At 63.3% G+C, this 26022-nt stretch carries 15 protein-coding genes; 6 read left to right on the top strand and 9 right to left on the bottom strand.

Annotated features, from left to right (window positions below; translation table 11 throughout):
- Nucleotides 1–17: 17 nt before the first annotated feature.
- A complete protein-coding gene (locus tag PRZ03_RS14725; protein WP_273600996.1) occupies nucleotides 18–2249 on the bottom strand; it encodes an EAL domain-containing protein in 2232 nt (743 codons plus the stop codon).
- A 191-nt stretch (nucleotides 2250–2440) separates the two neighbouring features.
- On the opposite strand from PRZ03_RS14725, the gene PRZ03_RS14720 reads away from it, so the two are divergent.
- The 3 genes from PRZ03_RS14720 to PRZ03_RS14710 are packed head-to-tail and all read left to right on the top strand — an operon-like array spanning nucleotide 2441 to nucleotide 8583.
- The gene (locus PRZ03_RS14720) at nucleotides 2441–4492 is read left to right on the top strand and encodes a TonB-dependent receptor plug domain-containing protein (RefSeq protein ID WP_273600995.1); all 2052 of its coding nucleotides are present in this window, start codon (nucleotides 2441–2443) and stop codon (nucleotides 4490–4492) included.
- 5 nt (nucleotides 4493–4497) lie between these two features.
- Nucleotides 4498–5832: a branched-chain amino acid ABC transporter substrate-binding protein gene (locus tag PRZ03_RS14715; protein ID WP_273600993.1), complete on the top strand. Its 1335-nt coding sequence runs from the start codon at nucleotides 4498–4500 to the stop codon at nucleotides 5830–5832.
- A 30-nt stretch (nucleotides 5833–5862) separates the two neighbouring features.
- Entirely contained in the window at nucleotides 5863–8583 is a 2721-nt protein-coding gene (locus PRZ03_RS14710; RefSeq protein ID WP_273600992.1) for an HD domain-containing phosphohydrolase, read from the top strand.
- 27 nt (nucleotides 8584–8610) lie between these two features.
- Here PRZ03_RS14710 and PRZ03_RS14705 read toward each other — a convergent pair whose 3' ends face one another.
- From PRZ03_RS14705 to PRZ03_RS14685, 5 genes are all read right to left on the bottom strand, one after another.
- The gene (locus PRZ03_RS14705) at nucleotides 8611–10155 is read right to left on the bottom strand and encodes a methyl-accepting chemotaxis protein (RefSeq protein ID WP_273600991.1); all 1545 of its coding nucleotides are present in this window, start codon (nucleotides 10153–10155) and stop codon (nucleotides 8611–8613) included.
- A gap of 135 nt (nucleotides 10156–10290) precedes the next feature.
- Nucleotides 10291–11448 (bottom strand): DUF3369 domain-containing protein, encoded by a 1158-nt coding sequence (locus PRZ03_RS14700; RefSeq protein ID WP_273600990.1) that lies wholly within the window; start codon nucleotides 11446–11448, stop codon nucleotides 10291–10293.
- 31 nt (nucleotides 11449–11479) lie between these two features.
- The gene (locus tag PRZ03_RS14695; protein ID WP_273600989.1) at nucleotides 11480–12946 is read right to left on the bottom strand and encodes a sensor histidine kinase; all 1467 of its coding nucleotides are present in this window, start codon (nucleotides 12944–12946) and stop codon (nucleotides 11480–11482) included.
- Between the two features lie 28 nt (nucleotides 12947–12974).
- The gene (locus PRZ03_RS14690; RefSeq protein ID WP_273600988.1) at nucleotides 12975–14525 is read right to left on the bottom strand and encodes a methyl-accepting chemotaxis protein; all 1551 of its coding nucleotides are present in this window, start codon (nucleotides 14523–14525) and stop codon (nucleotides 12975–12977) included.
- 139 nt (nucleotides 14526–14664) lie between these two features.
- Entirely contained in the window at nucleotides 14665–16215 is a 1551-nt protein-coding gene (locus PRZ03_RS14685; RefSeq protein ID WP_273600987.1) for a methyl-accepting chemotaxis protein, read from the bottom strand.
- 266 nt (nucleotides 16216–16481) lie between these two features.
- Between PRZ03_RS14685 and PRZ03_RS14680 the strand changes: the two genes are divergently transcribed.
- A complete protein-coding gene (locus PRZ03_RS14680) occupies nucleotides 16482–17534 on the top strand; it encodes a choice-of-anchor A family protein (RefSeq protein WP_273600986.1) in 1053 nt (350 codons plus the stop codon).
- A gap of 68 nt (nucleotides 17535–17602) precedes the next feature.
- Here the strand turns inward: PRZ03_RS14680 and PRZ03_RS14675 are convergent, their stop codons facing one another.
- Nucleotides 17603–18667 (bottom strand): hypothetical protein, encoded by a 1065-nt coding sequence (locus PRZ03_RS14675; protein WP_273600985.1) that lies wholly within the window; start codon nucleotides 18665–18667, stop codon nucleotides 17603–17605.
- 133 nt (nucleotides 18668–18800) lie between these two features.
- On the opposite strand from PRZ03_RS14675, the gene PRZ03_RS14670 reads away from it, so the two are divergent.
- Nucleotides 18801–20045: a nuclear transport factor 2 family protein gene (locus tag PRZ03_RS14670; protein WP_273600984.1), complete on the top strand. Its 1245-nt coding sequence runs from the start codon at nucleotides 18801–18803 to the stop codon at nucleotides 20043–20045.
- Between the two features lie 32 nt (nucleotides 20046–20077).
- Complete coding sequence (locus tag PRZ03_RS14665) at nucleotides 20078–21502, top strand: L,D-transpeptidase family protein (RefSeq protein WP_273600983.1); 1425 nt, start codon at nucleotides 20078–20080, stop codon at nucleotides 21500–21502.
- On the opposite strand, the gene PRZ03_RS14660 is transcribed toward PRZ03_RS14665, so the two are convergent.
- Nucleotides 21495–22616 (bottom strand): OmpA family protein, encoded by a 1122-nt coding sequence (locus tag PRZ03_RS14660; protein ID WP_273600982.1) that lies wholly within the window; start codon nucleotides 22614–22616, stop codon nucleotides 21495–21497. The two genes, PRZ03_RS14665 and PRZ03_RS14660, sit on opposite strands and share 8 nt — an antisense overlap.
- A 20-nt stretch (nucleotides 22617–22636) precedes the next feature.
- The gene (locus tag PRZ03_RS14655) at nucleotides 22637–26020 is read right to left on the bottom strand and encodes a hypothetical protein (RefSeq protein WP_273600981.1); all 3384 of its coding nucleotides are present in this window, start codon (nucleotides 26018–26020) and stop codon (nucleotides 22637–22639) included.
- Nucleotides 26021–26022 lie beyond the last annotated feature (2 nt).

Below are 26022 nucleotides of genomic sequence, written 5' to 3'. Positions count from 1 at the left end.
CAGGCTGCTCTGGCTGCTCAGATGCGCGTCGCCATCCACGCCTTCAACTCGGCCAAGGGCATCGCCTTGGCATAGAGCCAGCCCTGCGCGGTGTGGCAAGCCTGCGCACGCAAGAATTCCGCCTGGGCTGCGGTTTCAACACCCTCGGCGACGATCTCGGCGCCGATGCGCTGGCCCAAGGCGACGACGGTTTCCACAAACGCGTCGCCGTGGCGGTCACCGATCTGGCTGACAAAAGCGCGGTCTATCTTCAGCACATCAATCGGCAAGGTGCGCAGCTGCGACAGCGAGGAGTAACCGGTACCAAAGTCGTCCAGCGCCACCCGCGCGCCTTGCGCGCGCAAGGTGGTCAAAGTGGACACCACCAGCGCCGGGTCATCCATCGCGATGCTCTCGGTGATCTCCAGCTCCAGCGTACCGGCGGGCAGCGCATGACGCGCCAAGACCTCGGTCACCTGGCTTTGCAACTCGCCGCTGCGGAACTGTGGCAGGCTGACATTGACGCTGATGCGGGGCGGTGCGCCCCTCAAGCCCTGCAACTGCAGCCAGTCTTCGGCCGCCCGGTGCAAGACCCACAAACCCAGCTCGCCGATCAAGCCGGCCTGCTCCGCCAGCGGCACAAACACATCCGGCGTCGCGACCATGCCGCCCGCGCCATCGGGCCAGCGCATCAAGGCCTCCAGCCCGACCAAGCGGCCATCCTGCAGCGCCAGTTGCGGTTGATACCAGACCTCTAAATGCTGAGCCTGGATCGCAGCGCGCAAGGCCCGCAGCAGAGCCAGGCGGCCGGCCGTCTGCGTCTCCATCGTCGGGTCAAAAACCACCAGCTGCGCCTGTGCGCTGAGCCGCGCACGAGCCAAAGCGATATTGGCGCGGCGCAAGGCCGCAAGACCTGGCCCTTGATGGCCCTGCAAGGCGTAGTAGCCGGCCGCAAAAGCAACCGGCAGCCGGTGCTCGCCGGCCTGCACGCCGCTCTCGAACAACAGGCGCGACTGCTCGGGGCCGAGCTCGGCCACCGGCCCCACCAGGCCGAACACATCACCACTGAGCCGCGCCACCCGAGTCTCGGCCGAAAAGCTCGCGCGCAAGCCTTGGGCGATGGCGTTCAGATAGGCATTGCCCACATCATGTCCAAGCCCGTTGTTGAGCTCCGAAAACCGTTTCACGTCCAACAGCAGCAGCGCTTGCGGCGAGCCCTGCCCGCCCGCTTCAGCGGACTGGCCTTCCACCTGCGCCTCCACATCCTTGACAAACTGCACCCGGTTGCCCAGGCCCGTCAGCCCATCCAGGAAGGCCAGCCGGTTCAACTCGCCGATCAAATGCACATTGCCAAAATAGGCCGACAAATTGGTCGCGAACACCTCGACCAGCTGCCTATCCAGCGGCGCCAAAGGCTCATGCGCCAGCATATAGACGGCCGCCTCATGGCCCTCGGCAGACAGATACAAGACCGTGGACGACGCACCGAACTGATGCTGGCGCTGGCGCAGCGCCTCGGTCACCGCCGCGCGCACCGCCGCATCGGCGAGTTTGTCCAAGGTGCAGCTCAAGTAATCAGCCAGTTGCCCGCCAGCGCTGATGACGTAAAACGTGTCCGGCCGCTCGCCGCGCTTTTCTTCGCCCCGGTGCACGCACACCAGGCCATCACGCGGCAGCCCCAAGAGCGCGGCCAACTGCGTCAGCACGCCCTCGGCGAAGCTCAGCATCGCATGCCGCTCCATCAGGTCGGCCGAAGAGCGCACGATCAGCTCCAGGCCACGCCGGCTCTCGGCAATCATGCGGATTTGGTCAAAGGAGCGCAGCGCGGCCGTCACGGCGGTGATCAGCCGCGTCTGCGTCAGCTCACTCTTGGTGCGGTAGTCATTGATGTCGTAGGCCTCAATGATGGGCAACTCCGGCGCCGAGCCGGGCTGGCCGGTGCGCAAGATGATGCGGGTGGCTTGCATCTGGCAGTCGTTGCGAATGAAGGCCACCAGATCCAGGCCGGCCTGAGCATCCTCCATCACCACATCCAGCAGCACCAGTGCGAAGTCGCGGTCATGCGCCAGCAGCGCGCGGGTCTCGGCGCCCGAATAGGTGTGCACCAAGACCATGGGCCGGCCCAAGACCAGCGCGCGGCGAAACGCATAGTCGGTCGCGCGGTGCACCTCTTCATCATCATCCACCACCAAAACCCGCCAAGGCGTCAACCCGGCCGGCGCGTCGTCTTGAGGTGAATCGATCAAAAAGAGTTGGTCTTCATCGGGCATCGGTATTCACTCCACGGTCGTGCAGGCGTCCAAACAACGCAGCGCATGTTATGCCAAACATCGGCCGCTTCGATGCGCGCAAATAAAAGGTAAAAACCTGTGTTTCTCCTGCGTAAAGCTCCTTGACCAAACTGGCGACGCTGCTAATACTTCAGGCCACTCCTTCATGGCTACGGCCAAGGCATTGCCCCATGGAAAAGTTATGTTTTTGCCTGCTAGGTGTCTTGCCCGCCAGCTTGCTGGCGCAAAGTCCCCCTGCCTCGCCACCTGAGCCGGCGCTGTTCGGCATGTCGCTGGAGCAACTGGCCGACATCCGGGTCGAATCCGCCAGCCTGGTGTCCACCAGCCTAGCGCGAGCACCAGCCATCATTTCGGTCATCGCCCGCGAAGAAATGGAAGCCTGGGGTGATCGCTCGGTGGCCGACGCGCTGGCCCGCGTGCCCGGTCTCTACCGGGTCGATGCGCAGGGCTTTCAAGATGTGGGCGTGCGCGGCCTGTTCGGCGGGCAACGCAGCTGGAACCGCCAGCTCAAGCTCTTGATCGACGGCCAGCCGCAATCCTTTCGCCCCGACGCCAGCAACTTCCTCAGCCCCTCGCTGCTGCCCATGAGCAGCATCGACCGCATCGAGGTGGTGCGCGGCCCAACATCGGCGCTTTACGGCGCCGATGCTTTTTTGGGCACCGTCAATGTGATCACCCGCAAAGACCATGTCGGCGCCAGCGAGGCCAGCGCCAAGCTGCGCGCCTATGCCGGCCGGGCCAACGGCGTGGACGCCAGCATCAGCGGCGGCAACGGTAGCTTGGGGCTGCTGTTTGCCGTCCAGGCCGAGCACTACGAGCTCAATGGCCTGCAGCTGCCGGCCAGCTCGCCGCTGCTGGGCGCACAGCCGGCCCTGCGCGGGGTCGAGTCCAAAGACGCACGCCAGCAACCAATCTCGGTCTTGGGCCGAGCCAGCTTCGACACCGAGGCGCTCAAGAACCAGCTGGAGCTGAATTACTCACTCTCGGACAGCGTGGCCGAATTTCTCGACTTCGGCGTGCTGAGCCACAAAAACCGCTACTCGAAGTACAACGCCCAAGCCGGCTGGCAAAGCCAATGGGACATCAGCAGCAGCTGGCAGGCCAAGTTCCGCTGGAACGTGGCGCGCTCCGGCCCTGGGCCCAAAGAGAGACTGGAGGTCGGCACCAGCAGCTACCCCCGGCGCGAGTTCTCTTCGACCGCCAACGACCTGGGCCTCAACTTCAACTGGGCGCTCAACCCCGACCATGGCCTGAGCTTTGGCGCTGACCGCACCGTCGACAATCAAGACAGCATGCAAGTGCTGCTGGTGGCGCCCAATGGCAGCAACAGCTTGAGCGGCAAGGCCAGCACCGCGATGCGCCTGGCCAACACCGGCGTGTTCGGCCAATACCTGTGGCAAGCCAGCGACAAGCTGGGCTTGAGCGCCAACTACCGGCTTGATGATCACAACCAGTTTGGCCGCAACACCAACTGGCGCGCAGCGGCCGTGTATGAACAAAGCCGCGAGCTCAACGCCAAGCTGATCTGGAGCACCTCCTACAAAGCGCCCAGCGTGTTTGACCTCTTGGCCCAGCCACTCTACAGCGGCGATGTGATCGGCAATCAAAAGCTGCGCGCCGAGACCGCCGCCAACACCGAACTGCAAATCAACTGGCGGCCCAGCCCCAAGCTGCAACTCACGGCCAATGTCTACCAACTCGAAGTCAAGGACAAGATCGAGTTGCAGCAGACCGGCCTCAACTATCAGCCCGTCAACCGCGGCCGATTCTCGGGCCAAGGTGCCGAACTGGATGCCCGCTATGAAGAAGGCGCGCATCGCTTTGGCTTTGCCTGGACGGCGCTGAATCTGACCGAGCGCGACCCCATCCCACTGGTGGGCGATCTGGTCCGACCGCCCGAGCGCTTCCCCGAGCATTCGGTGCGCGCCGAATGGCGCTGGCATTCGGGTAGCTTTGGCCAATGGGCGAGCGAGCTGCTGTATGCGTCCAAACGCCACGCCACCTTCAGCAACGCCTTTGCCAATTTCCTAACGCCCTATTCCCTGTCCCACAGCACCCGTCTCAACCTGGTGTGGACACAGGTTTTCTTCAGCAGCCATGAGCTGCAGCTGCGCATGGACAACCTGCTGAACGCCAAATACTCCGAACCCGGCTATGGCAGCGTGGACTTCCCCGGCACGGGCCGCAGCGCGCTTCTGAGTTACCGCTACCGTTGGAACTGAACGTCATGAACACAGATTTCAAACTCAAACGCATGGCCTCCTTCGCGCTGCTCAGCGCAGCCGGCCTGCTGGCCAGCTGCGGCGGCGGCGACGGTGTTGAGGGCAGCAGCAAGCAGACCGAAGGCGCGCCGGGCAGCATGCGCCCAGGCATCCAGGGCGAGCTGATGATTGGCGTGCTCTACCCCTTCACGGGGCCGTCTTCGGCCAACTATGACTCGCGCGAACGCTATATCCGCCAAGCGGTGGCCGAGATCAACACGGCCGGCGGCGTCAACGGCAAGACCTTGGGCTATATGGTGCGCGACAGCAAGGCCGGCACCACCGAGGGCAGCGAGGCGCAAATCGGTGAGTATCTGGATTTGGTGAACGCCGGCTGCATCGGCGTGATCGGCCCCTTGACCAGTGGTGAAGCCTTGTTGCTCGTACCCACCGTCCTCAAGACCGGCGTGCCCATGATAGGCACCGGCCCCAGCACCACCGACCTCGACACCATGGATCGCGGCACGCCCAGCGTGTTTTACCGCTTGATCGTCTCCAACTCCTTCTCCGGCGGGGTGGCGGCGCAGATCGCGCGCCGTGATGGCAAGCAGACCGTCGCCATCATCCATTCGAACGACAGCTTTGGCATCTCCGCCCGCGACAACTTCAGCGCGTCCTTCATCAAGCGCGGCGGCCAAGTGCTGGCCAGCGCCAGTTTCAAGGCCGGTCAGACCGCCGACTTCGGCGCCGTGATTGCCAAAGCCATGGCCAATGGTCGCCCCGACGCGATCTACCTCGCCGCACAGTCGGGCGAGGCCGTGGGCTTGAGCAAAGACATGGCGCTGGCCATCGCCCAGCCCCGTCCCTCGCTGTATGCGGCCAGCTCGCTCAGCACCTCGCAGTTTGTCAGCACCGCCAACGCCTCGGTGGTCGAGGGCATGACCATCATGGGCGCCGACAACAACCCCAAGCGCCCCGAGTACCTGGCCTTTGCCGACCTCTTCACCCAGGCTTTCGGCACGCCGCCCGATGTAGGCATCAGCCCCTCCGGCTATGACGCCGTCTATCTATTGGCCCTGGCGGCACAAGCCGGCGGCAGCACAGACCGGGCCTCGATGGCCAAATGGCTGGGCCCAGTGTCGCGCCCCGACAGCGCCAGCCCCTTGAAAATCACGCCCGGCCAATTCGGTCTCGCCCTGAAGAACCCCGGCCTGGACTGGGACTACAACGGCGCCAAAACCGCCGTCAACTGGGACGCGCGCGGCGACCTCAGCACCGGCTCCTTCATCGTCTACAGCGTCAAGCGCAATAGCGCCGGGCAATTGGCGCTGGTGCAAGTGGATCAGGTGGCGCCGGACTGAGGCGAGCCCCGCAAGCCCGAGGACGCCCGCTTGAACCCCAGTCTATTTGCCACCGAGACGGAACTCGCTGCGCTGGAGCGCGAACTCGCCGCCGCCAGCACCGACAACGACCGCCTGCCTGCGCTGGTCGCGCTGGCCTGGCAACTGCGCCAAAGGGAGAGCCGCCGCGCCTTGGCATTGCTGGAGCAGGCCGAACCATTGCAGCCTCTGGCAGAGTCGCCTGCCACTCGATGCCTGAGCTCCTGGCTCGCCCGCAGCAAGTTGGTTCGCGGCGAGGTCGCTTGGCTCGGCGCAAACATTGCGCAGGCCCAGCAATTTGCCGACCAAGCGCTGGCCAGCTTTGATTCCCTGAACAACGCCTTGGGCCAAGGCGACGCCCGCCTGTTGATGGCCAATATCGCTCATATGCTGGGCCACGGGGAACAACGCGATACCTGCTTGGCCCAAGCCTTGAGCGCGTTCGAGCGATCGGGTGACGGCAGCAGGATCGACTATTGCGGCGCCCGCCAGATCCTGATGCTGAGCATGCGAGACCCCCAGTCTGCAAGGCTGCAATTGGCGCAACGCTTCGACGCCAGCCAACCACTGAGCGATATCGCGCTGGCCATGGTGGAGGCCACCCGGGGCGTGATCGCCGCATTAACCGGAGATTTTCCCAGCGCCTTTCACAGTTATGTCGCGGGTCATCAATTGGCGCTGGAAACCGGCCAGTTGCGTGATGCCATCTTGGGCGCGAGCAATGTGGCGGTCACCTTCTCCAATCTGGGTGATCTGAGCGAGGCGCTCCAATGGGCCGAGCAAGCGGCAGCGCTGGCCCGCCGGACCGATTGGCCGGTGGTGGTCGGCAATACCTTGTTTCGAGTGGGCGATATCCAACGGCTGCTGGGTCGCCAGCAAGACGCTCAAGCAAGCCTGGCCGAGGCGCAAGCCGTGATGCGGGTCGTTCGCAACTCTCATGGCACCTTGTTGAACCTGCAAGCGCTGGGCGACTTGGCGCTGGACATGGGCAAGCCGGCGCAAGCGGCAGAGTACTTTGCTGAATCGGTGGAGCGCGCACAAGCCAGCCGTGCCGGCGATCTTGTCGTCTACGGTCACCGCGGCTTGGCCGATGCCTTGAATCGGCTCGGCCGCGTGCCTGAGGCACTGGCGGCCGCCAAATTGGGACTGAAAGACGCTCAACAGTTGGGCATCGTGCTGGAGCAAGTCAAGTGTTTGCGCATTTTGGCTGCCATTCACAAGCAGCAAAATCTCGCCGAGCCCGAGGGCATGGTCGCTGCAAACCCATGCCTGCACTACCTGCAACTGGCCTTGCATTTGTCTTCTCAGGTCGAAGGCTTGCTGCCCTCGGCGGACTTGTTTGACGAGCTTGCCAAGGCGCATGCCGACTGCGGGGACTTCAAGACCGCCTATGAACAGGCTTGTAGCGCGGCAGCGGCGCGCGGCAAAAAAAGTACGCAAGACGCCAACAACCGGGCCATCGCGATGCAGATTCGCGAGGAAACCCTGCGCGCGCAAGCCGAGGTCGAGCACCACAGAATCACCGCGCAGGCCGAAGCGCAAAGGGCCGAATCACTGCACGAATCGGCTTTGACGCTGGAAATCCTCGGCCAGGTGGGCCGCGAAATCACCGCCTGCATGAATGTCGATCAGGTTTGCAGCACGCTCTACCGGCATGTCAACGACCTGCTGAACGCCTCGTCTTTCTTTGTCTTTTTGCTCGATGACAGTGGCCAGCAACTCTCAGGCGCCTACTTCATCGAAGACGGCCGCAGCATGGACTTGCAAGACCGGCCGCTGGACCACCCCACGTCCTATATCGCGCGCTGTGCCCGCGAGCGACAGGAGTTGCTGGTCGACATCGATCCCGACAGCGTGCCCGTCAATTTGATCCCAGGCAGCCAGAACCAATTGACGCTGCTGTTCGGCCCCTTGCTGATGGGCGAGCGGCTCTTGGGTGTGATGTCGATCCAGTCCCTGGAGCGGCATGCTTATGGTGAGCGCGAGCGCTCGATCTTTCGTACCCTGTGCGCCTATGCCTCGATTGCAATCGACAACGCGCAAGCCTATGCCGAGGTCACCGCGGCCAAACTCAAGCTCGATGACCGCGCCGCCTGGTTGGCCGACGAGGTCAGCAAGGCCACCGCAGAGAGCCTCAAGCGCGAGCGCGAGGCGGTGTTCCATTTGTGCAAGGCGGCCGAATACCGCGACCCCGAAACCGGCGCCCATATTCTGCGCATGGCACATTTCTCCAAGGTGATCGCCGCCGGGCTGAAGCTCAGCGAGGCCGAGCAAGATCTGCTGCTGCAGGCAGCACCGATGCATGACATCGGCAAGGTCGGCATTGCCGACAATATTCTGCTCAAGCCGGGTCGACTGACGCCGGACGAGTTCGAGATCATGAAACGCCATGCCGAGTTCGGCCATGAAATCTTGCGTGCCAGCAGCTCGCCGGTTCTGCTGGCTGGCGGCTTGATTGCCATCACCCACCACGAAAAGTTTGACGGCAGCGGCTACCCGAAAGGATTGATGGGCGAGGCCATCCCGATCTTCGGCCGCATCGTCGCGGTGGCGGATGTCTTCGACGCCCTGACCTCGGAGCGGCCCTACAAAAAAGCTTGGTCACTCGAAGACGCAGCCGCCTTTATCCGGGCGCAATCGGGGGCCCATTTCGACCCGGCCTGTGTGGAGCAGTTCTTCGCGCATTGGGATCAGATATTGGAGATCAGGCAGCGCTTCAAAGACGCTGACTGATTCTCCCACCGGCTCAAATCAAGGCACTCAGCCGCGCAATCTGAAGGTCGCCACCGAGTCCACCATTTGCGTGGCTTGATCGCGCAGGCTTTGCGCAGCGGCCGCAGACTCTTCCACCAGCGCCGCGTTTTGCTGTGTCATCTTGTCCAGTTCATGGACCGCCTGCCCAATCTCGCCCAGGGTCAAGGCTTGCGCCGAGGTAGAGCTGGAGATCTCGGCCACGATTTGCGTCACGCGTTGCACGCTTTGCACCACTTCGCCTATCGTGTCGCCGGTGTCTTGCACCAGCTTGGCGCCGCTTTCGACCTTGTCCACCGAGGTGGAGATCAGAGTTTTGATCTCACGCGCCGCCTGCGCGCTGCGCTGCGCCAGTGAACGCACTTCGCTGGCCACGACCGCGAAGCCACGCCCTTGCTCACCGGCGCGGGCCGCTTCCACCGCCGCATTCAGCGCCAAGATATTGGTCTGGAAAGCGATGCCATCGATCACGCCGATGATGTCGGAAATTTTATTGGACGAAGCCTGAATCTCACTCATGGTCTCCACCACCCGGCTGACCATCGCGCCGCCCCGGTCGGCCACAGCGGAAGCCGTCTGCGCCAAGCCGTCCGCCTGACGCGCCGCTTCCGCGTTGCTGCGCACGCCTTCGCTGAGTTGCTGCATCGCCGCACCCGTCTGCTCCAGGCTGCTGGCAGCTTGCTCGGTGCGGTTGGACAGGTCCATATTGCCGGTGGCGATCTCGGCCGAGGCAATGCGCACCTGCTCAGCGGCGCTGCGCACGCCCGAGATGGTGGTGGACAGCTGCCGCTGCATCTGCTGCAAGGACTGGGTCAAGTTGGCCATCTCGTCGCGGCCCTCGACCCGCACTTCCTGGGTCAAATCGCCCTCGGCGATGCTTTCAGACAGGGACTGGGCGCGCGCAACTGGCTCCGTCACCGAGCGCGTGATAGCCAACGCGATGCCGATGCCAATCAGCGTCGCCGCGCCCGACAGCAGCAAGACCAAATTGGCAACGGCACTGGCTCTTTCGCTGGCCTCTTGGCGCGCGGCTTGCAAGCGCTCGCGCTTGTGTTCGGCATAGTCATTGATGGTGTCGATATAGCTGTCCATGGCCGGGATCAGTTCGGTGGCCACACGCGCGCGAATGTCTTGGCCGTCCTTTTTGGACTTGCTGACTTCATCGCGCAAGGCCTGGTATTGCTTGCGGCTGGCCGCAATCTTGTCGTTCAGCCGGTCGCTTTCAGGCGTCTTGCTCAGCGCGTCGAGCTCCTCTTGCACCTTGTCGATGCGCGCCGAAGTCTCTTTGGACTTGCGGGTAAAGGCATTGACGAAATCAGCATCATCGACGGTCAGCGTGACGATACGACGCTGGATATTGGACTCGGACATGCCGGCCCATTGCCGCGCCAAGGCCAGCCCTTGAGAATCCACATCGACCAAGCGCTCGATCTTTGCATTGAGTTGTTTGACCCTCAGCACCCCCATCAACGAACCCACCAAAAGCAAGCCCATCACGACGGCAAAACCTGCAAGTACGCGGGTGCGGAGTTTCATGTTTTGAATAGTGCTCATGCTGATGTCCTCTAGCTTGAAATGCAAACCGGCGGGCGCAAACCCTGCGCGACCGGTAAACCGCTTATTCTCTGCCGCCCTCATCTGCCCCGGTCAGCGCTGCAACGCCTGCAAAGCAGCTCATTTGCTGACCCGTCAAGGCCGCAGCGCGCCCATCGCCGACTGCAACACCCGCTCCAAGCCTGCAGCGTCGTAAGAACGACCACTTTGTGCCGACAGGCGTGGCAACAAGGTCGCCAGCGCTTCGCCCAGGGCCGGCTTTTGGCCCGCTTGCAGCGCATCAAAGAAAACTGCCACCGCGCGCGCAAATTCGGCCTGCGCCTGCTGCTGCTTTTCAAAGTTATGCAGATTGTCAAAAGCCCAGGTGATCTTGCTGCAGAACAGGGCCAGCAACTTGCGCTGCGCATCCACCAACGGCCAGGGTGCAGACACCAGGATGACGAACTCATGGCCCTGCGGTGTGGCCACGAACAGCACATCCAAAGGGTGTTCAAAATGACTTTGATGATCGGCAAAGGCGCGCGCCGTAGCAGCCGCAGCGGGCGCCGGCACCTCGCTCATTTGGCTGATGCCCGCATAGCTGCCGGTCGCCGCCATCACGACCGGCGCCAGTTCGCCTTGCAGGCCGGTCTGGCGCAGGCAGATCACGCCCTCTGCGCCAACGTCCAAGATCGCGCTGATCTGATTCAGCACGCCGGAGGCAAACTCGCGCAGCGAGCGCACATGGTAGAGGTCGCTTGAGGCATCCAGAATGCGCTCCAGGCCACGCCGGTTGCGCTCGATCAGCACCAGGCTCTCATAGGTGCGCAGCGAGGCGATCACCGTGGTGAAGAGCTTTTGCTGGCTCATATCGGTCTTGCATTTGTAATCGTTGATGTCGTACTGGACGATCACATCGCTCTCGGGCGCCTGGCCGGGCTGGCCGGTGCGCAGCACGATGCGGGTCAAATGATTGCCCAAGTCCTCGCGCACCTGCCTGGCCATGCGCAGGCCGGCGTCGTCGGTCTCCATCATCACGTCGAGCAGAATCAGCGCAATATCGGGCTCGCGCCGCATCGTCATCACGCCCTCCAGCGCCGAATGGGCCGACAGCATTTGCAGCTTGCGGCCCTTGTAGCTGACGGACATCAGCGCCAGCCGGGTGGACGAATGCACATCCGGCTCGTCATCAACGATCAGGACGCGCCAGGGCGCGGCTTCGAGCGGATTGCTTTTAACGGCTGCGCCGGGCTCCGGCGCATCGTCCAGCAGCCACATTTCATCGGCCGGGTTCGGTTCATTGGCTTGACTCATGAGCGCGTTTCTTCCCGGCTGAAGTGGGGCATTATTTGCCCATGCTGCTGATCTTGGGCGCCACCCGGGGCAGGCTGATCAAGAATTTCGTGCCCTGGCCGAGCTGGCTCAACAAGCGCACTTGGCCGCCCAAGGTGTTGGTGATCAGGTTGTAGACGATATTCAGGCCCAGGCCACTGCCCCCCGCATGGCGCTGGGTGGTGAAAAAGGGGTCGAAGACTTGACCCAGGTGCTCGGGTGCGATGCCGCGGCCCTGGTCGGCAAACTCGATCTCCAGCATCTCGCCACTCTGGCTGATATCGATCGTGACCACGCCAAGTGCCGTGCTCTCATCAAAAGCATGGCGCTGCGCGTTCAGCAGCAAATTGGTCAAGACCTGCGAGAAGGCGCCGGGGTAACTGTCCATTTCCAGACCCTCGGGGCAGCGCAGCTCAATCTGCATAGGGCGGCGCTTGAGCTCGGCGCGCAGGCTCACGAGCAACTCCTCGATGTAGGCGCGCACCGCAAAGCTGCGCCGCGCCTCGCTGGTCTGGTCCACCGCCACTTGCTTGAAGCTGCGTACCAGATCGGCCACCTTGTGGGCGTTGGAGCTCAGCAATGCGCTGCATTCGGCCGCTACCTGCAAATAGTCCTGCAGGTTTTGCTTGCGCAAGCCGCCGCCCTCCATTTGCAGGGTCACCTCTTGCGTGGCTTTTTGCAAGGTGGTGGCGCAGGTCAAGGACACGCCCACCGGCGTATTGATCTCATGCGCGACGCCCGCCACCAAGCCGCCCAGGCTGGCCATGCGCTCGGACTGCAAAAGCAGCTCTGAGGTTGCCGCCAGCTGCGTGAACACCTGTTCGGTGGGCCGCAAAACGGCCCGGCGAATCATCACGTAGAAGATGCCCATGCCGCCGATCAGACCCAGCACCAAGCCGACCAAGGCCACCCGAACGGCCTGCTGCGCGCTGCGCTGGGCTTCGCGGTCGGCCAGCTTGGCGCGCTCGGCGGCGCGGTCGGAAATCGCATCCAGCGCCGCAAGCAGGGGCCGGTCGGCGCCGCGCACCAAGGCATCGGCACCTTGCGGGCGGAATCCATCGGCCTCAAAACGCTGCCTCGCCTGCTCGTAAGCTTGGCTCAGCGTCTGATGCGCTTGCAAGGCGGCGTCAATCGCCGCGCTGTCAGACACATGTAGCGGGCCTGCTGCCCGCAAGGCCTGCAGCCCCGCTCGCACGGCCTGCTCCCGGGCCTGCACCGCCTCCCAGAGCTGGGCTGCCTCGGCGCTGCTATTGCTGCGCAGCAGCAGGTTCTTCCATTCCTGAACCTGCCATTTGAACTCGACCGCCACGTCCAGCATCCGCTCGGCCCGGTCATGCTCGGGCAAGGCTTCGGCGCTGTAGCGCTCCAGCGCGCGCCATAGCCCATGGCCACCATAGAAGGTGAAGCCGGCAATCAGGGCGAAGGCCAGGGCCGCGATCAGCAGCAGGTCGCGGAAGATGCGCTTGGCGCTTTGGCTCATGGGCGCCTTGAACTGGCTGCGGCGCTGATTACAGCTTGAACACCGCCACCGAGCGCGCCAGTTCGTCCGCCTGTACTTGCAAGCTCTGCGCAGCAGCGGCGGACTGCTCCACCAGCGCGGCGTTTTGCTGCGTCATATTGTCAAGCTGCGTGATGGCCATGCCGATCTGCGAAATGCCCGAGCTTTGCTCGCCGGTGGCGTGGCTGATTTCGGCCACGATGGAGCCCACCCGGCCGATCGACGCAATCACTTCTTGCATGGTGTCACCGGCCCGGCTCACCAGCACTGCGCCCGCCTCGACGCTCTCGCCGCTGGCAGTGATCAAGCCCTTGATTTCTTTGGCGGCCTCGGCGCTGCGCTGCGCCAAGCTGCGCACCTCACTGGCGACCACCGCAAAACCGCGCCCTTGCTCTCCGGCGCGGGCAGCCTCCACGGCCGCATTCAGCGCCAGGATATTGGTCTGAAAAGCGATGCCGTCGATGGTGGAGATGATGTCGCTGATCTTGTTGGAGGAGGCGCTGATGCGGCTCATGGTCTGCACCACCTCGCCCACCACAGCGCCGCCCCGCTGAGCCACCTGAGCAGCATCGACCGCCAACTGGTTCGCCTGCCGCGCTGAGTCGGCGTTATGCCTGACGCTGGCGGTCAGCTCTTCCATCGCCGAGGCGGTTTCCTCCAGGTTGGAGGCCGCTTGCTCGGTGCGGTGGCTGAGGTCATGCCCGCCCGCCGCAACCTCGGCGGAGGCGGTGGCAATACTGTCGGTGGCACTGCGCACATTGCCCACCACATCACGCAGCGAGGTCTGCATCGCCTTGACGCCGCGCAGCAGATCACCGGTTTCGCATTTGCCATGCACCACAATGTTCTCGCTCAAATCCTGCCCGGCAATACGCTCGGCCGACTTTTGAACCTCGGTCAAGGGCTGCAAAATCGAGCGCAAATTGAAGAAGGTGTAGACACCGATCACTAGCACGCCACCGAGCAAGACAAAGATGAGACTGCGTCGAATCGCGACCTCATTGGCGGCAATGGTCTCCACCTCATGCAATGCATCTTTGTCAATCGAGGCCACCATCTCTTCCAGCTTGGCCTCCATAGGCCGGATCGCCTTTTTGGCGGCGCCCAGGGCTTTGTTCGCGCTGGCAGGATCGGCAAAGGCTTTTTCCCCCAGCTTGCCCATAAAGCTCTCCATCTCGCCTTTGTAGGACTTCATCCCGCTGTTGATGTCGCGGAGTTCGTCTTGCACGTCTTTGGGGATGTCGAGTTTGTTCAACTCCTGCACGGCTTTGTCCAGCGCCACATAGGTTTTGGCCCAATCGGCACGGTACTTATCGACCGCGGCGGCGTCATCGAGATTGAGCGCCATGTCTTTTTCATAACGGCGCAAATTGCCGGCCTCGGCGCGAATCTTGGAGGTCAGGGCGAGCGACTGATTGTCGTTATCCACAAAATGCTTGAAGGCACTCTTGGCCTCGTTCAGGCTGTACAAGCCGGTCAGGCCGACGACCAAAAGCACCAAAACCGAAATACCGGCCAGGGCATACAAACGGGCACGCACGGTGAAATCTTGCAGATTCATGTACACCACTCCTGAAGGGGAAAACTCCGTGGCTCAATATATTTGATTCACCAATCGCACGGAAGAGGCTTGGCAAAATAACTTTGCAAAGTTATGTGCTCAACACCGGCAGGGCAAGACCTGACCCTGTTCGGCGAGTTCAGAGCCTGAACACCGCCACCGACTTGGCCAAGTCCTCGGCCTGCACCTGCAGGCTCTGGGCTGCAGCGGCCGACTGCTCGACCAAGGCGGCGTTTTGCTGCGTCATGGTGTCGAGTTGAGTGATGGCCGTGCCGATCTGGGCAATGCCGGTGCTCTGTTCGGCCGTCGCGTGGCTGATCTCGGCCACGATGGAGCTGACCCGGCCAATCGAGCCGATCACCTCTTGCATGGTCTGCCCGGCGCGCTCGACCAACAAAGCGCCGCTGTCCACCGCCTCGCCGCTGGCAGTGATCAGGCCCTTGATCTCCTTGGCCGCCTCGGCCGAGCGCTGCGCCAAGCTGCGCACCTCGCTGGCCACTACCGCAAAGCCGCGCCCTTGCTCGCCCGCACGGGCTGCTTCCACGGCCGCATTCAGCGCCAGGATATTGGTTTGAAAAGCAATGCCGTCGATGGTGGAGATGATGTCGCTGATCTTGTGCGAGGAGGTGCTGATGCGCTTCATGGTGTCGACCACCTCGCCGACCACCGTGCCGCCGCGCTCGGCCACCTGGGCGGCGTCCACCGCTAACTGATTGGCTTGACGGGCCGAATCGGCATTGTGTTTGACGCTGGCCGTCAACTCCTCCATCGCGGAGGCGGTTTCTTCAAGACTGGATGCGGCCTGCTCGGTGCGGTGGCTGAGGTCGTGCCCACCGGCGGCCACTTCGGCCGAGGCGGTGGCGATGCTGTCGGTGGCATTGCGTACATTGCCGACCACATCACGCAAAGACTCTTGCATGGCCGCCACACCGCGCATCAAGTCACTGGTTTCGCTGCGGCCAAGCGGGCGGATCTTTTCGCTCAAGTCTTGGCCGGCAATACGCTCGGCCGACTGTTGGACTTGCTGCAAAGGCTGCAGGATCGAGTGGATATTGAAGAAGGTGAAGGCGCCTATGAACAGCATCGCCAACAAAGACACCGAGATCAAGGCAATGCGGGTGCTGTCTTGCTTGGCCAGCGTGGCCGCGACCGCACTGACGCCGGCCTTGTCCAGCGACTCGACCATTTCCTTCATTTTTTGTTCGATCGGCCGGACCGCTTTTTTGGCGCCATCCAACGCCTTGTTGGCCGCATCCGGGTCGGCAAATTCTTTGGCGCCGAGCTGCTTCATAAAGCCCTCCATTTCGGACTTGTAAGCACCGAGCAGACCATCAATTTCGGTGTCGAGGCGACGCGTGTCGGGTTCCAGATCCAGCTTGGCCAAGTCGTGCAGGCCTTGGAGCGTCGCGGCATAGTTGGCGGCCCAATCTTCACGGTATTTCGTGATCGCGTTGTCATCCGCGAGATTGATCACCATGTCCTTCTCGTAGCGGCGCAGATTGCCAACGCTGGCGCGAATGCCCGAGATCACGTTGAGAGCGGCATTGTCATCGTCGGCAAAGTGCACAAAGGATGCTCGCGCCTGATGCAGGCTATAGAGCCCCGCGCCCGCTACGGTCGCCAGCATCAGCATGGCAAAGACAGCCAAGGCATACAAACGGGCGCGCACCGTGAAATTCTGCAGATTCATATGCAAACCTTCGTGAGGACTTGATCGCTGACTATAGGGCGTACCCCAAAGCGCCCAAACTGCATAAAGGCCAGATTTGCACCCCATTTGGCCCACCTTCAACAAGGACCTGAAAACCAACAAATACCACTTGCATACCCCCTCAAATAGGGGGTACCCCCCGATTCACGGGGGGCAAGAAGCGACTGCCCTCCCTAGAATCGCGCCAAGCCAGGCAAGGGGCTCAAAAACGGTTAGATCAACCACTACTCTCCGAGGGACAGAATATGAAGAGCAGTTATCTGAATCGCCAAGTTGGTATTAAATTGGCATCTGTAGTCGCAACAGCGCTGTTGAGCCTGTCGGCACAAGCCGCCGTCATCAACCTGGGCGCCGCCCAGGGTTACAGCGGCTTCTTTTTCGGCGATGTGAATGCCGCGTCTGACGTTGAAGGCCGCTTGGCTGTCGGCGGCAACCTGACATCGGGCTTCGATGTGGGCTATCGCAATGCTTACGGTTCGTCCGAGCCATCGTTGGTGGTCAAGGGCAATGTTCGAATGAAGAATGACGGCGGCTGGGCGAGCGGCACGATCTACAACGGCCCCAAGTACTACGTTGAAAACACCAACGCCACCATCGGCCCCTCTACCGCGCCTTGGGTTACCGCCCAAACGAAGCTGGGTGATATTGTCTACGGTGGCCAACTCGAAGCACCGGGCTGGAACCAGTACAACACAGCGACCAAAAACGCAAACTACATCGATTTTGCGGCCGCCAAGACTCAGCTGAGTGGACTGTCAACGCAACTGGCGGGCATGACTCAAACCGCCGGCGGCGGCGGCTGGAAGTTTGAGAACGATGGCCTGAAGTTGACCGGTGACGGCACGGACAAGCCCCAAGTGTTCAATGTCGGCAACACCGAGCTGAAGAACATTTCCTTCGCCAACATCGGCGCCAAGGCCGCTGTGATCATCAACAGCACCCTGAAAGACGTCGTCTTCAGCGGCGATGTAGGCGGAGACAAGGCCAACAGCCCTGACGCTATTGCACAACACCGCGATCGCATCATCTTCAACCTGGTGAACGCAACTGCGGTCAATATTTCGTCCTTTGTGAACGGCGCAGTGCTGGCAATCGGCGCCAACGTGATCGGCTCCGGCCATCTGGAAGGCACCCTGATTGCTAACTCGCTGAGCGCTGGCCCAAACGGCAAGGTCGAGTTGGGCTACGAGCCCTTCCACGGCTTCACCACCCCCGTGCCTGAGCCTGTCACTTACGCATTGATGCTGGCTGGTCTGGGCGCCATTGGCTTTGCCGCCCGTCGTCGTAACAAGGGCTGAAACGCCTGCTTTGCATGAGAAAAGGCTCCCTCGGGAGCCTTTTTTTTGTGGGCCTTGCAGTCTGGGCCTCAGCGATCGCGCCGACGCCGCAACAACAAGAAAGCTGCGCCCCCTGCGGCTAAGGCAGCAGCGCCCGCCATCAAGGCGTTGAACCAACGCTGCCCGCCGTCACGCTCGGCCAGCTTGGCTTCGAGATTTGCCAGCTCCAATTTCAAACTTTGGTGGTCCGCCTGCAGCGCGCTGAACTGCGCCTGCGCCCGCTGCAGGCGCTCGGGGCCGTCTTGCGCCATCAGCAAATCGGCCGCGCCTGCGGCACGGCCAACGTCGATGGCCATCAACAAACTGGCGCCGGGTGCATCGGGGCGCACATAAAAAGGCTGGTCTTTGACCGCTTTCACCGGTTTGCGTGCGCTCAAGCCCATCGTGGCCGACCCGTCAAGATCGCTGTCAAAGCGCCAGCGCAGCCCGCTCGCTTCGGCATCCGCCAGCGTCAGCGGCGGCAGGCTTGCATCGCCCAAGCGCAACAAACTCCTGGCTTGCGCTGGCCGCCGCTCGGTGCGGACCTTGGGCAGAGGAGACGGCTTGGGCGCGGCATGCGGCCGAGCCGCTTCGTCGACCAAGTTGAGGAGCTCGGTGTGAGGCAGCTGTGTCGAGACGGTCCTGAAACCACCTGCCGGCGGCGCCATGCTGTGCACGGGGTCCACCAAGGCCATCACTTGCTGAGCCGGGCAACCGAGGGTGAGCACCAACACAGGCTCCACCATCTCCAGCCTGGAACGCACCCAGATCAGCGCCGAGTTCGCGTCGGCACCTTTGAGCAAGGTTTGCTGCACGTCAATCGCGGCCTGCGGGCCGTCACCGGCCTCGACCTTGAGCTTCAGGCATTCCAGAGCTCGCACCTCACCGGGCGACCAGCGCACGGGCAACTGCAATGACAGCGGCTGTCCCAGGCCGGACAACATTTGCGCAGCCCCCAACTCCAGGCCCTGAGCGGCCGACCAGCTGCTCAGCGCCAGGGCTCCGCAAATCAGGCGCGCGCCACCGAGCTTGGCCCATGCTGCGGATTGGGAAATCAAAGCGGGGCAGCGATCCATGCAGGCGCGTAGAGTGATCAAGGCTGAGGGAAACATCATGGAAGACACCGTTCGGTGCGGCCCATGTCCGGCGGCCACTCTAGCATGAGGGCTGGCCTGCGCCGAGCAAGAAGGCTTGATGCTTGCACCCAAGCGGCCCCGTACAATCGAAGCAAATCATTTCAGCCGCGCCATGACTCCATTCACAGCAGTGACGACTCCTTTCTCGCTCCGCTCCATTTGCCTGGCCGCAGCGCTGTTGATGGGCTCCGCGCTGACCCTGGCCGATGAGGTCAGCGATGTGCAGGCCATCTTGGCCAGCGGCAAGGCGGCCGAGGGGCTGAAGAAGGTCGATCAGCTCTTGCTGGCCAAGCCGAATGACCCGCGCCTGCGCCTGCAGCGCGGCATCGCGCTGTCGATGCTGAACCGGCAGGGCGAGGCGATTGGGGTATTCCAAAAGCTGATCGAAAGCCACCCCGAGCTGCCCGGCCCATATAACAACCTGGCCGTGCTTTACGGCAATCAGGGCGACTATGAAAAGGCTCGTCAAGCCCTGGAGTTGGCCATCCGCACCAACCCGACCTATGCGACCGCCTTCCAGAACCTCGGCGACGTCTACGCCAGACTGGCCGGTCAGGCCTATAAGAAAGCGCTGGCCCTGGACAAGTCCGACGGCAGCTTGCCGCTGAAGCTGGCCGTGGTGCAAAACGTGTTCGAAGCCAGCGTTGACCCGCGCGCGAGCAAGGCTGCGGCCTCTCCTGCACCAGCACCTGCTCCAACGCCTGCTCCGGCCCCCGCATCGGCGGCAACGCTTGTGGCGGCAGCGCCGGTTGCGCCGCCGGCCGTGGCGCCTGCGCCGAAGCCCGCTCCAACTCCCGCAACGCCGCCTGCTGTCGCGCCTGCTGTTGCGCCCGCCGTGGTAGCAAAGCCGGCCGACTCGGCCGTAGCGCTGGCGCCGAAGCCGGCTCCGGCACCCGCACCTAGCGCCAGCGCGCTCGCTGCCGCCAAGCCCGCCGCCGCAATGCCTCCCGTCGCTGCAACGGCAGCGCCGGCGCCGGTCGTGGCCAAGGCCGAACCCGCTCGCCCCGATGCGGCCGAGCTGGACAAGCAAGCGGTCGAGAAAGCCTTGCGTGACTGGGCCAAGGCCTGGAGTTCGCGCAATATGGTGGCCTATTTCGACGCCTATGCCCCCGACTTCAAGGGCAAGGCGCCCAGCCGCAAGGTCTGGGAGCAGGAGCGCCGCGACCGCATCACCGGCAAGAAGAAAATCACCGTCACCTTGTCTGATCTGCGCATCAAGGTCAGTGGCAACAAGGCCACAGTTCGCCTGCGTCAAGACTACAACTCGGATGCATTGAGCGTGAAGAGCAGCAAGAATATAGAGATGGTGAAAAACAAGGCCGGTGATTGGCAGATCACGCAAGAGGCTTCGAACTGATTTCCAAACTTTTTGTGCACGCTGTGAGCGATATGAAAGACACGCAACCAAGTCCAGACTGCAAAGCCAGCGCTGAGGCCAAAGCCGAGCGGCAGGAGCCCCTGCGGGCGGGTGCAGCCCTGGGCATGGTGGGCAATGTCAAGCCGGTGGTGCTGGCCTCGCTGGGACTGGCGGCCGTTTTGGGCACGGTCGGCTTTGTATTCGCCAAGGTGGACTTCAATGCGGGCGCATCCAACCTCAGCTTCCCCTTGCCTTCAAGCCAGCCCCTGCCGGCGCATGCCTCGTCCAAGAGCAGCCCGGCCGAGCGTTTGATTCAGACCGAAATCGACGGTCATACGCCCGAAGGTCAGCTCATCCTCGCCTACCAACATCTGGCGCGTGGCAATGAAACGCAAGCCTTCAGCACCGCCGAGCAGTTGGTCCAGCGCCAACCGGACTTTGCGCTGGCCCAACTCCTGTACGGGGACTTGCTGCTGGCCCGCAGCGGCCGCCCGGAAGCGGCAACGCAAGTACCGCAGGCAGGTGCAGCCAGCGGCGCTGCGGCTGTTGCCGCAGCAAGCAGCATTGAAGGCCTGCGCGCCGAGGCCAAACTGCGCCTGGCCGCGCTGGTGGAACGCCCGCCGCATAACGCCCTGCCTCGACAGCTGCTGAACTTGACACCAGGCGTCCGCCATGCCGTCGTGGTGGACACCAGCCATGCCCGCCTGTATCTGTTTGAGAACGGTGCCGACGGTCTGAAGCTGCTGCGCGACAGCTATGTGTCTATCGGCAAACTCGGCACCGGCAAACTGCAAGAAGGTGATCAGCGCACACCGCTGGGCATCTACCACGTCGGTGTGCGGCGCGACGAGGCGGCAGCCCGTTATGGCGCGGCCGCTTTGCCCCTGAACTACCCGAGCGAATACGACCGCGTGCTAGGCCGTGGCGGCAGCAGCATCTGGTTGCATGGCGAGCGCGCCGGCAACTACGCACGCGGCCCGCAGTCCACCGATGGCTGCATCGTGCTCAGCAATGACGAAATGCGCTCACTCGCCGATATCGTCGCCGCGCGTGAAACGCCGGTGGTGATTGTTGAAAAAATCGAATGGGTGGACCGCAAACTAGCGCTCAAGGCCCCGGCGGACAATGGCTTTGAGCAGGCTTATCAAGCCTGGCAACAGGCCCGCCTGAGCCAAGACGCGGTCAGCTTGCGCGGTTTTTACGAGCCAGGTCTGGAGCGGGGCTCGGACAGCACTGCCGCCCGGCTGGACGCCAATCTCGCTCGCATGGCCAAGCAAGAGCTGCCGGTGCAGAGGCTAGAGCGCTTGAGCAGCCTGCCCTGGCCCGACGCGCCGGGCGTGAAGATCGTCACCTACCGCGAGCTGAGCCCGGGCGGCGGTGCGCCCAAGCTCAAGCGCCAATACTGGCGCGAGAAAGATGGCCACTGGACGATCTTTTTCGACGGCCTGGTCAGTTGACTTTCTCAGGCGCAGCGGCCGGCGCCGGTGAACTGGGCAAGGCGCCCTGTCGAATGCCCACCACTGCGATTTCCACCCGGCGATTGGGCTGCAAGCAGGCAATCAGCTCCTTGCGCTTGCTGCCCGCTTCGCTTGGCGGGCAAGCCTTGATCGGCTGCCGCGGCCCCATGCCATAGGCGGCCACCGGCGCGCCCAGATTCTGCGCCAGCACTTGCGCCCGAATGGTTTCGGCGCGACGCCAAGACAGGTGATCGTTGTAAGCCGCGCCGCCGAGATGGTCGGTATGGCCAATCACTTGAATGTGGTCGATACGTTCATAGTCGCGTCCAATCGCGGCGAGCAAGGCTGCCAAGGCTTGCCGGCCCTCGGGCAAGACTGCAGCCATATCGGCGCGGCCGAACTTGAACAAAGCATCGCCATTGAGCGTCCATTTCTGGGTGCTTGCGACGCGCTGAGGCTTGGAGTCAGCGCGCGGCGCGGCCGGCGCGGCCACGGTGAGCGTCGCCGGCACGGCAGCGCAAGCGGCCGCCCCCTCTTGCGCGCGTTGCAAGCGCCCTTCCGCCATGCCGATATAAGGCGCGGCGTGACGCCATTGCAGCTGGTTTTCTTCATTGCCGGCATGCACCAAGTCGACCTCGGCGCAGGCCACCAAGCCTTGCACGCAGCGGGCACCCGGTGCGGTCTTCAAGCCTTCCAGCGCCGCCCATAAATCCTCACGCAGCCGCGCTGCACCGTTCACCAGCGGCGTCAACAAGGCCGGGTCAGACGCCGCCTGCGGCACGCCGCCCTGCGCCAAATAACGAGCAATCTGCTCTGATTGCGTCAAGGCCTCTTGCGTAAAGGCACTGCGATCGTTGCGTGCATATTCATGCCGCGCCACGTCCAGCCAACATTGCGCTTTGGCCATGCTGTAGCCCGACAGCGGCAGCTGCCCGCTCTCATTGAGCTGGCGCAAGCGCTGCTGCTGCGCGTCGAAAAGCGTCAAGTCGGCCGCGATGCGTGCATCGGTGATGCGGGCCTCGGGCGGGTTGAGCGTCTGAGCATTGAGCCCGCCAGCCAGCGAGGCCAGCGACGCCAACAGCGCGGCAGCGATACAGGTTTGAGTCATCTTCATGGCATAGCTATTCATAAAATTCAGCGCTCCTCTGGCGCCGGGCCGTTGGCGCCATTGGCACCATTGGCACCATTGGCACCATTGGCACCGAGGGTGCCCAGGGTTCCAAACAGCTGCTGGTCAAATTTGAAACGCAGGCGCAGATACGCGCCCTTGGCCGTGTAGTCATTGCTGAGGTCGCGGTCGCGGAAGCCGCTCAGGTTGTAGCCCACGCTCAGCCACAGGTTTTGCCGCATCAAGTAGCCCACCTCGGCGCCATAAGCACTTTGACGGCTTCTACTGCCGACCTCGCTGCCGGCGCCCGCGCCGCCTTGCATCACGCTGGCCAGCAGACCCAGGTCCCAGTTCTCGGTCACGTCATAGACCACGCGCCCGCCCAGCAACCAGGCCTTGTAGCTGGCGCGCACACCGCCGTCCAGCACCGGGAAGCGTTCGTCCACCTGCTTGGCCGCCAAGCGCCCACTCACCCACCAAGGCCGAGAGGGGTGGTAGTTGCCATGCAGGCTGCCCAGTGTCACGCGGCGCCATTCATCTGCGGCGTTGATATTGGACTCACGCTTGTACTCGACCATAGACAGCAGATCGAAGCGAGCGTTGTCCACCGGCCGGTAGGCCGCGCCGAGTTGCAGTCGGTCCTGCGAGCCATTGGCGCGCGTGCCGTGGTTGTCTTGCCCCAGGTAGTAGTTGCGTGCCAGCGCGGTCCAATCGCGGTTGATCTTGCGGGCCGCGCCCAGCGTGATCAGCAGGCTGTCCTGCATGCCCTGCGGACTGCCCGATCCCGGGCTGCCATCCAGGCGCCGCCACTCGGTGCGGGCCGAACCTTTCCAAAGCTCCGACGCGGTGTAGTCCACACTGGCGGTCAGAGCGGTGGCTTTTTGATCATTGTCGGCTTGCACAATGCTCAAGCGCTCGGCGCCACCGGTCACCAGCACCCCCTCGTCCAAGGTCCAGGCATGGCGCACGCCGGTTGCGAGCTGCTGATCTTGCCCGTTACTGGCGTCGCGCAAGCGGTACTCGCTGAAGAACTGACCGCCGCGCATATAGCTGGAATCCAGGCCGACCGACAGCGCGCTGCTGCGCTGGCTGGCGTCCAGGCTGTAGTAGGAGGCCAGACCGGTCTGCGTTTCAGCGCGTGCGTAGATGCCGGTGCGCTCGGCCACCTGATAGCGCGCACCCAGCAGCAAGCGGTGCTGGCGGGCCGAATCGCTGCCCACTTCAGCGGCAGCGCTCAAGGTCAGATTGTCCAAGGCCTCGGCGCGCAGGCCCAGGAACAAGGTGGTGGCACTCAGATCGGGCACGGCGCCGGGCGTCATGCCGGCGCCGAGCCCGACATTGTTCAGGCTCGCCAAGCCATTGCCGTTGCCGCTACCGTTCCCATAACCCGGAATGCCGCCGGTATTGCCGGGGTAGAAGGCACTGCCCGGCGCCGGGTTGGCGCCTATGCTGCCGTCCATGCCGCTGACGCGCCCCTGCTCTTGGCTGTGGCGCAGCCCACCAGAAACCTGCAGCGTCGGCGTCAGCTGATACGCCAGCGAAACCGTGGCGCCGCTGCGCTTGGCTTCATTGCCCAGGTCCTGAATATCGCGGGCATCCAAGGTCAAGGTCAGCGCCGGCATCAGCTTGGCACTGGCGGTGGCCCCGTATTGCTGGGTGCCCGGCGTGACGCCGGCATTTGCATTGCCAAAGTCAAGCTCGGCGCGGCCGGCCCAGGCGCGCAACTTCAGGCTTTCACCATCATGGAACACCTCAACCCGCTGTGCCTGGCCCTTGACTTCACCCAGCGTGGCGCCCAGCACCGGCGCCGGCAAGGTCGCCGCCTGCACCCGCCCCTGGCTTTGCGCGATTTCGGCCACCAGCATGGTCTTGTCGCTCAAGCGCACACCGCTGTTGATGCTGCGCAAGGCAAACGGCGCCAAGGGGTTTTTGTCCTCGACAACGCTGCCCCCGACACTCAGGCCGGGTGTCAGATTGAATTGGCCGTCAGCGCCGTAGAGCCAGAAGGCCTCGCCACCTTGGTCCACTTCGTAGCTGACGCGCAGGCTGTGCGGGTTGCCTTGCTCATCCAGGCTGGCCAGCGGCCGCGCCAACAAGATGCGTCCGCTGAAGGGCTCAAAGGAGTAATCCACCCAGCGCTGCAGCGGCTGGCTGGCGATGACGCGGCGCAGATCATTTTTGTCACGCACCAGCACCTCGACCTTGTCGCTATTTTCCAGCGCGTTATTGCTGGACACCGCGAAGGGCCCGCTGGTGCCGTTGGCGCGCAGCTCATCCACCACTTGGCGCAAGGTGTCGCGGCTGGCAAAGACATTGCCGAAACCCTCGCTGCTCTCGTAATGGCCGCGCGCGCCATTCAGGGTGCGGTTGTATTGGCCCAGCTGACTCAAGGGGCTGCCGGCCACCAGGCCCGCCCCACCCGTTTGGGCAAAGCCCGCGCCGGTGTTGAAGTCGCCATACAAAACGTAGGAGCGCTGCTTGTCGACCCGCACAAAGAGCCGGCCGGAGCTGCGCGCCTCAAAGCCGCTGATGCTGGCGTCACCATAGACCGGGTAATAGGCATCCGGGCGCACATCTTGCAGCAAGCCGGCGCGGGTTTCTTTTTCCGAGTCATAGGCCAGGGTCAGCAGCGCCTCGCCACTGATCTTGCCCTTCAAGAACACAGCCGCGCGCGCCGCTGCCGTGCCCTCGCCGCCCTTGAACTTGCGGCTCCAGGCCCGGAGCTCGCGCTCGAAGCCGTCGTCCAGCCGAGCGGGCGTGACATTGCTGTCGTAACTCTGCTTGTTGATGCGCAAAATGCCTTCAACCAAGCCGGCAGCAATCATCTGGCGCAGTTCTGCGTCGAAGGGCACCAAGCCGTCCACCACCGCTTCGCCGGCCGTGGCCCGCAGCCGCACATCTTGCGGGTTAGGCGGCGCGACCAGCACAAAGCGCGCGGCGCCGTTTTCGAGCTTGATTTGCGTGCCCGGTGTGCGGCGGTCTTGATCCAGACGCGGCGAAATCAGGCTGCCACTGCCACCCACTTGCTCAATACGCCCGCCCGAATGCTCGACCGTGATCCAGCCGGCATCGGGCGCGGGCGCGCCCGTGGCGGTGAAGGCCTGCACCTGCACCGTGACTCGGCTGATGCCGTCGGCGGGCACACCGGTGCCGCTGAGCGTCATCTCAAGCCGCACGATTTGCGCGTTGGCGGCAAAAGGGCCATCGCGCAGCGCGACCGGTTTGCTTTCAAACACCAGCTCGCCCGCCGGGGCGCGGTAAAGCGTCGGGCGCTCGCCCAAGTCGTTCATCATGCGCAGCTGCAATTGCGGCTGCGCTTGTTGCTGGGCGTGGGCCAAGTTCAGCCCAAGAGCCAGCCATGCTGCATGGCAAAGCAGGCTGCGCGTGAATGCTTTTTTGCTGTTTTTCATGG

Origin of the sequence: Roseateles albus, from assembly GCF_028595345.1 — a bacterium.
Classification (GTDB): Bacteria; Pseudomonadota; Gammaproteobacteria; order Burkholderiales; family Burkholderiaceae_C; genus Paucibacter_A; species Paucibacter_A albus.
The sequence above is the reverse complement of the archived record's forward strand: the minus strand, read 5'-3'. Positions and strand labels throughout refer to the sequence as shown.

Excerpts from the sequence above, each read along its gene's own strand:
- PRZ03_RS14685 (WP_273600987.1), bottom strand. The coding sequence starts at position 16,215 with ATGAATCTGCAGAATTTCACGGTGCGCGCCCGTTTGTATGCCTTGGCT.
- PRZ03_RS14660 (WP_273600982.1), bottom strand. The coding sequence starts at position 22,616 with ATGAAGATGACTCAAACCTGTATCGCTGCCGCGCTGTTGGCGTCGCTG.
- PRZ03_RS14655 (WP_273600981.1), bottom strand. The coding sequence starts at position 26,020 with ATGAAAAACAGCAAAAAAGCATTCACGCGCAGCCTGCTTTGCCATGCA.
- PRZ03_RS14720 (WP_273600995.1), top strand. The coding sequence starts at position 2,441 with ATGGAAAAGTTATGTTTTTGCCTGCTAGGTGTCTTGCCCGCCAGCTTG.
- PRZ03_RS14670 (WP_273600984.1), top strand. The coding sequence starts at position 18,801 with ATGACTCCATTCACAGCAGTGACGACTCCTTTCTCGCTCCGCTCCATT.
- PRZ03_RS14725 (WP_273600996.1), bottom strand. The coding sequence starts at position 2,249 with ATGCCCGATGAAGACCAACTCTTTTTGATCGATTCACCTCAAGACGAC.
- PRZ03_RS14665 (WP_273600983.1), top strand. The coding sequence starts at position 20,078 with ATGAAAGACACGCAACCAAGTCCAGACTGCAAAGCCAGCGCTGAGGCC.
- PRZ03_RS14705 (WP_273600991.1), bottom strand. The coding sequence starts at position 10,155 with ATGAGCACTATTCAAAACATGAAACTCCGCACCCGCGTACTTGCAGGT.
- PRZ03_RS14715 (WP_273600993.1), top strand. The coding sequence starts at position 4,498 with ATGAACACAGATTTCAAACTCAAACGCATGGCCTCCTTCGCGCTGCTC.
- PRZ03_RS14680 (WP_273600986.1), top strand. The coding sequence starts at position 16,482 with ATGAAGAGCAGTTATCTGAATCGCCAAGTTGGTATTAAATTGGCATCT.
- PRZ03_RS14675 (WP_273600985.1), bottom strand. The coding sequence starts at position 18,667 with ATGATGTTTCCCTCAGCCTTGATCACTCTACGCGCCTGCATGGATCGC.
- PRZ03_RS14690 (WP_273600988.1), bottom strand. The coding sequence starts at position 14,525 with ATGAATCTGCAAGATTTCACCGTGCGTGCCCGTTTGTATGCCCTGGCC.
- PRZ03_RS14700 (WP_273600990.1), bottom strand. The coding sequence starts at position 11,448 with ATGAGTCAAGCCAATGAACCGAACCCGGCCGATGAAATGTGGCTGCTG.
- PRZ03_RS14695 (WP_273600989.1), bottom strand. The coding sequence starts at position 12,946 with ATGAGCCAAAGCGCCAAGCGCATCTTCCGCGACCTGCTGCTGATCGCG.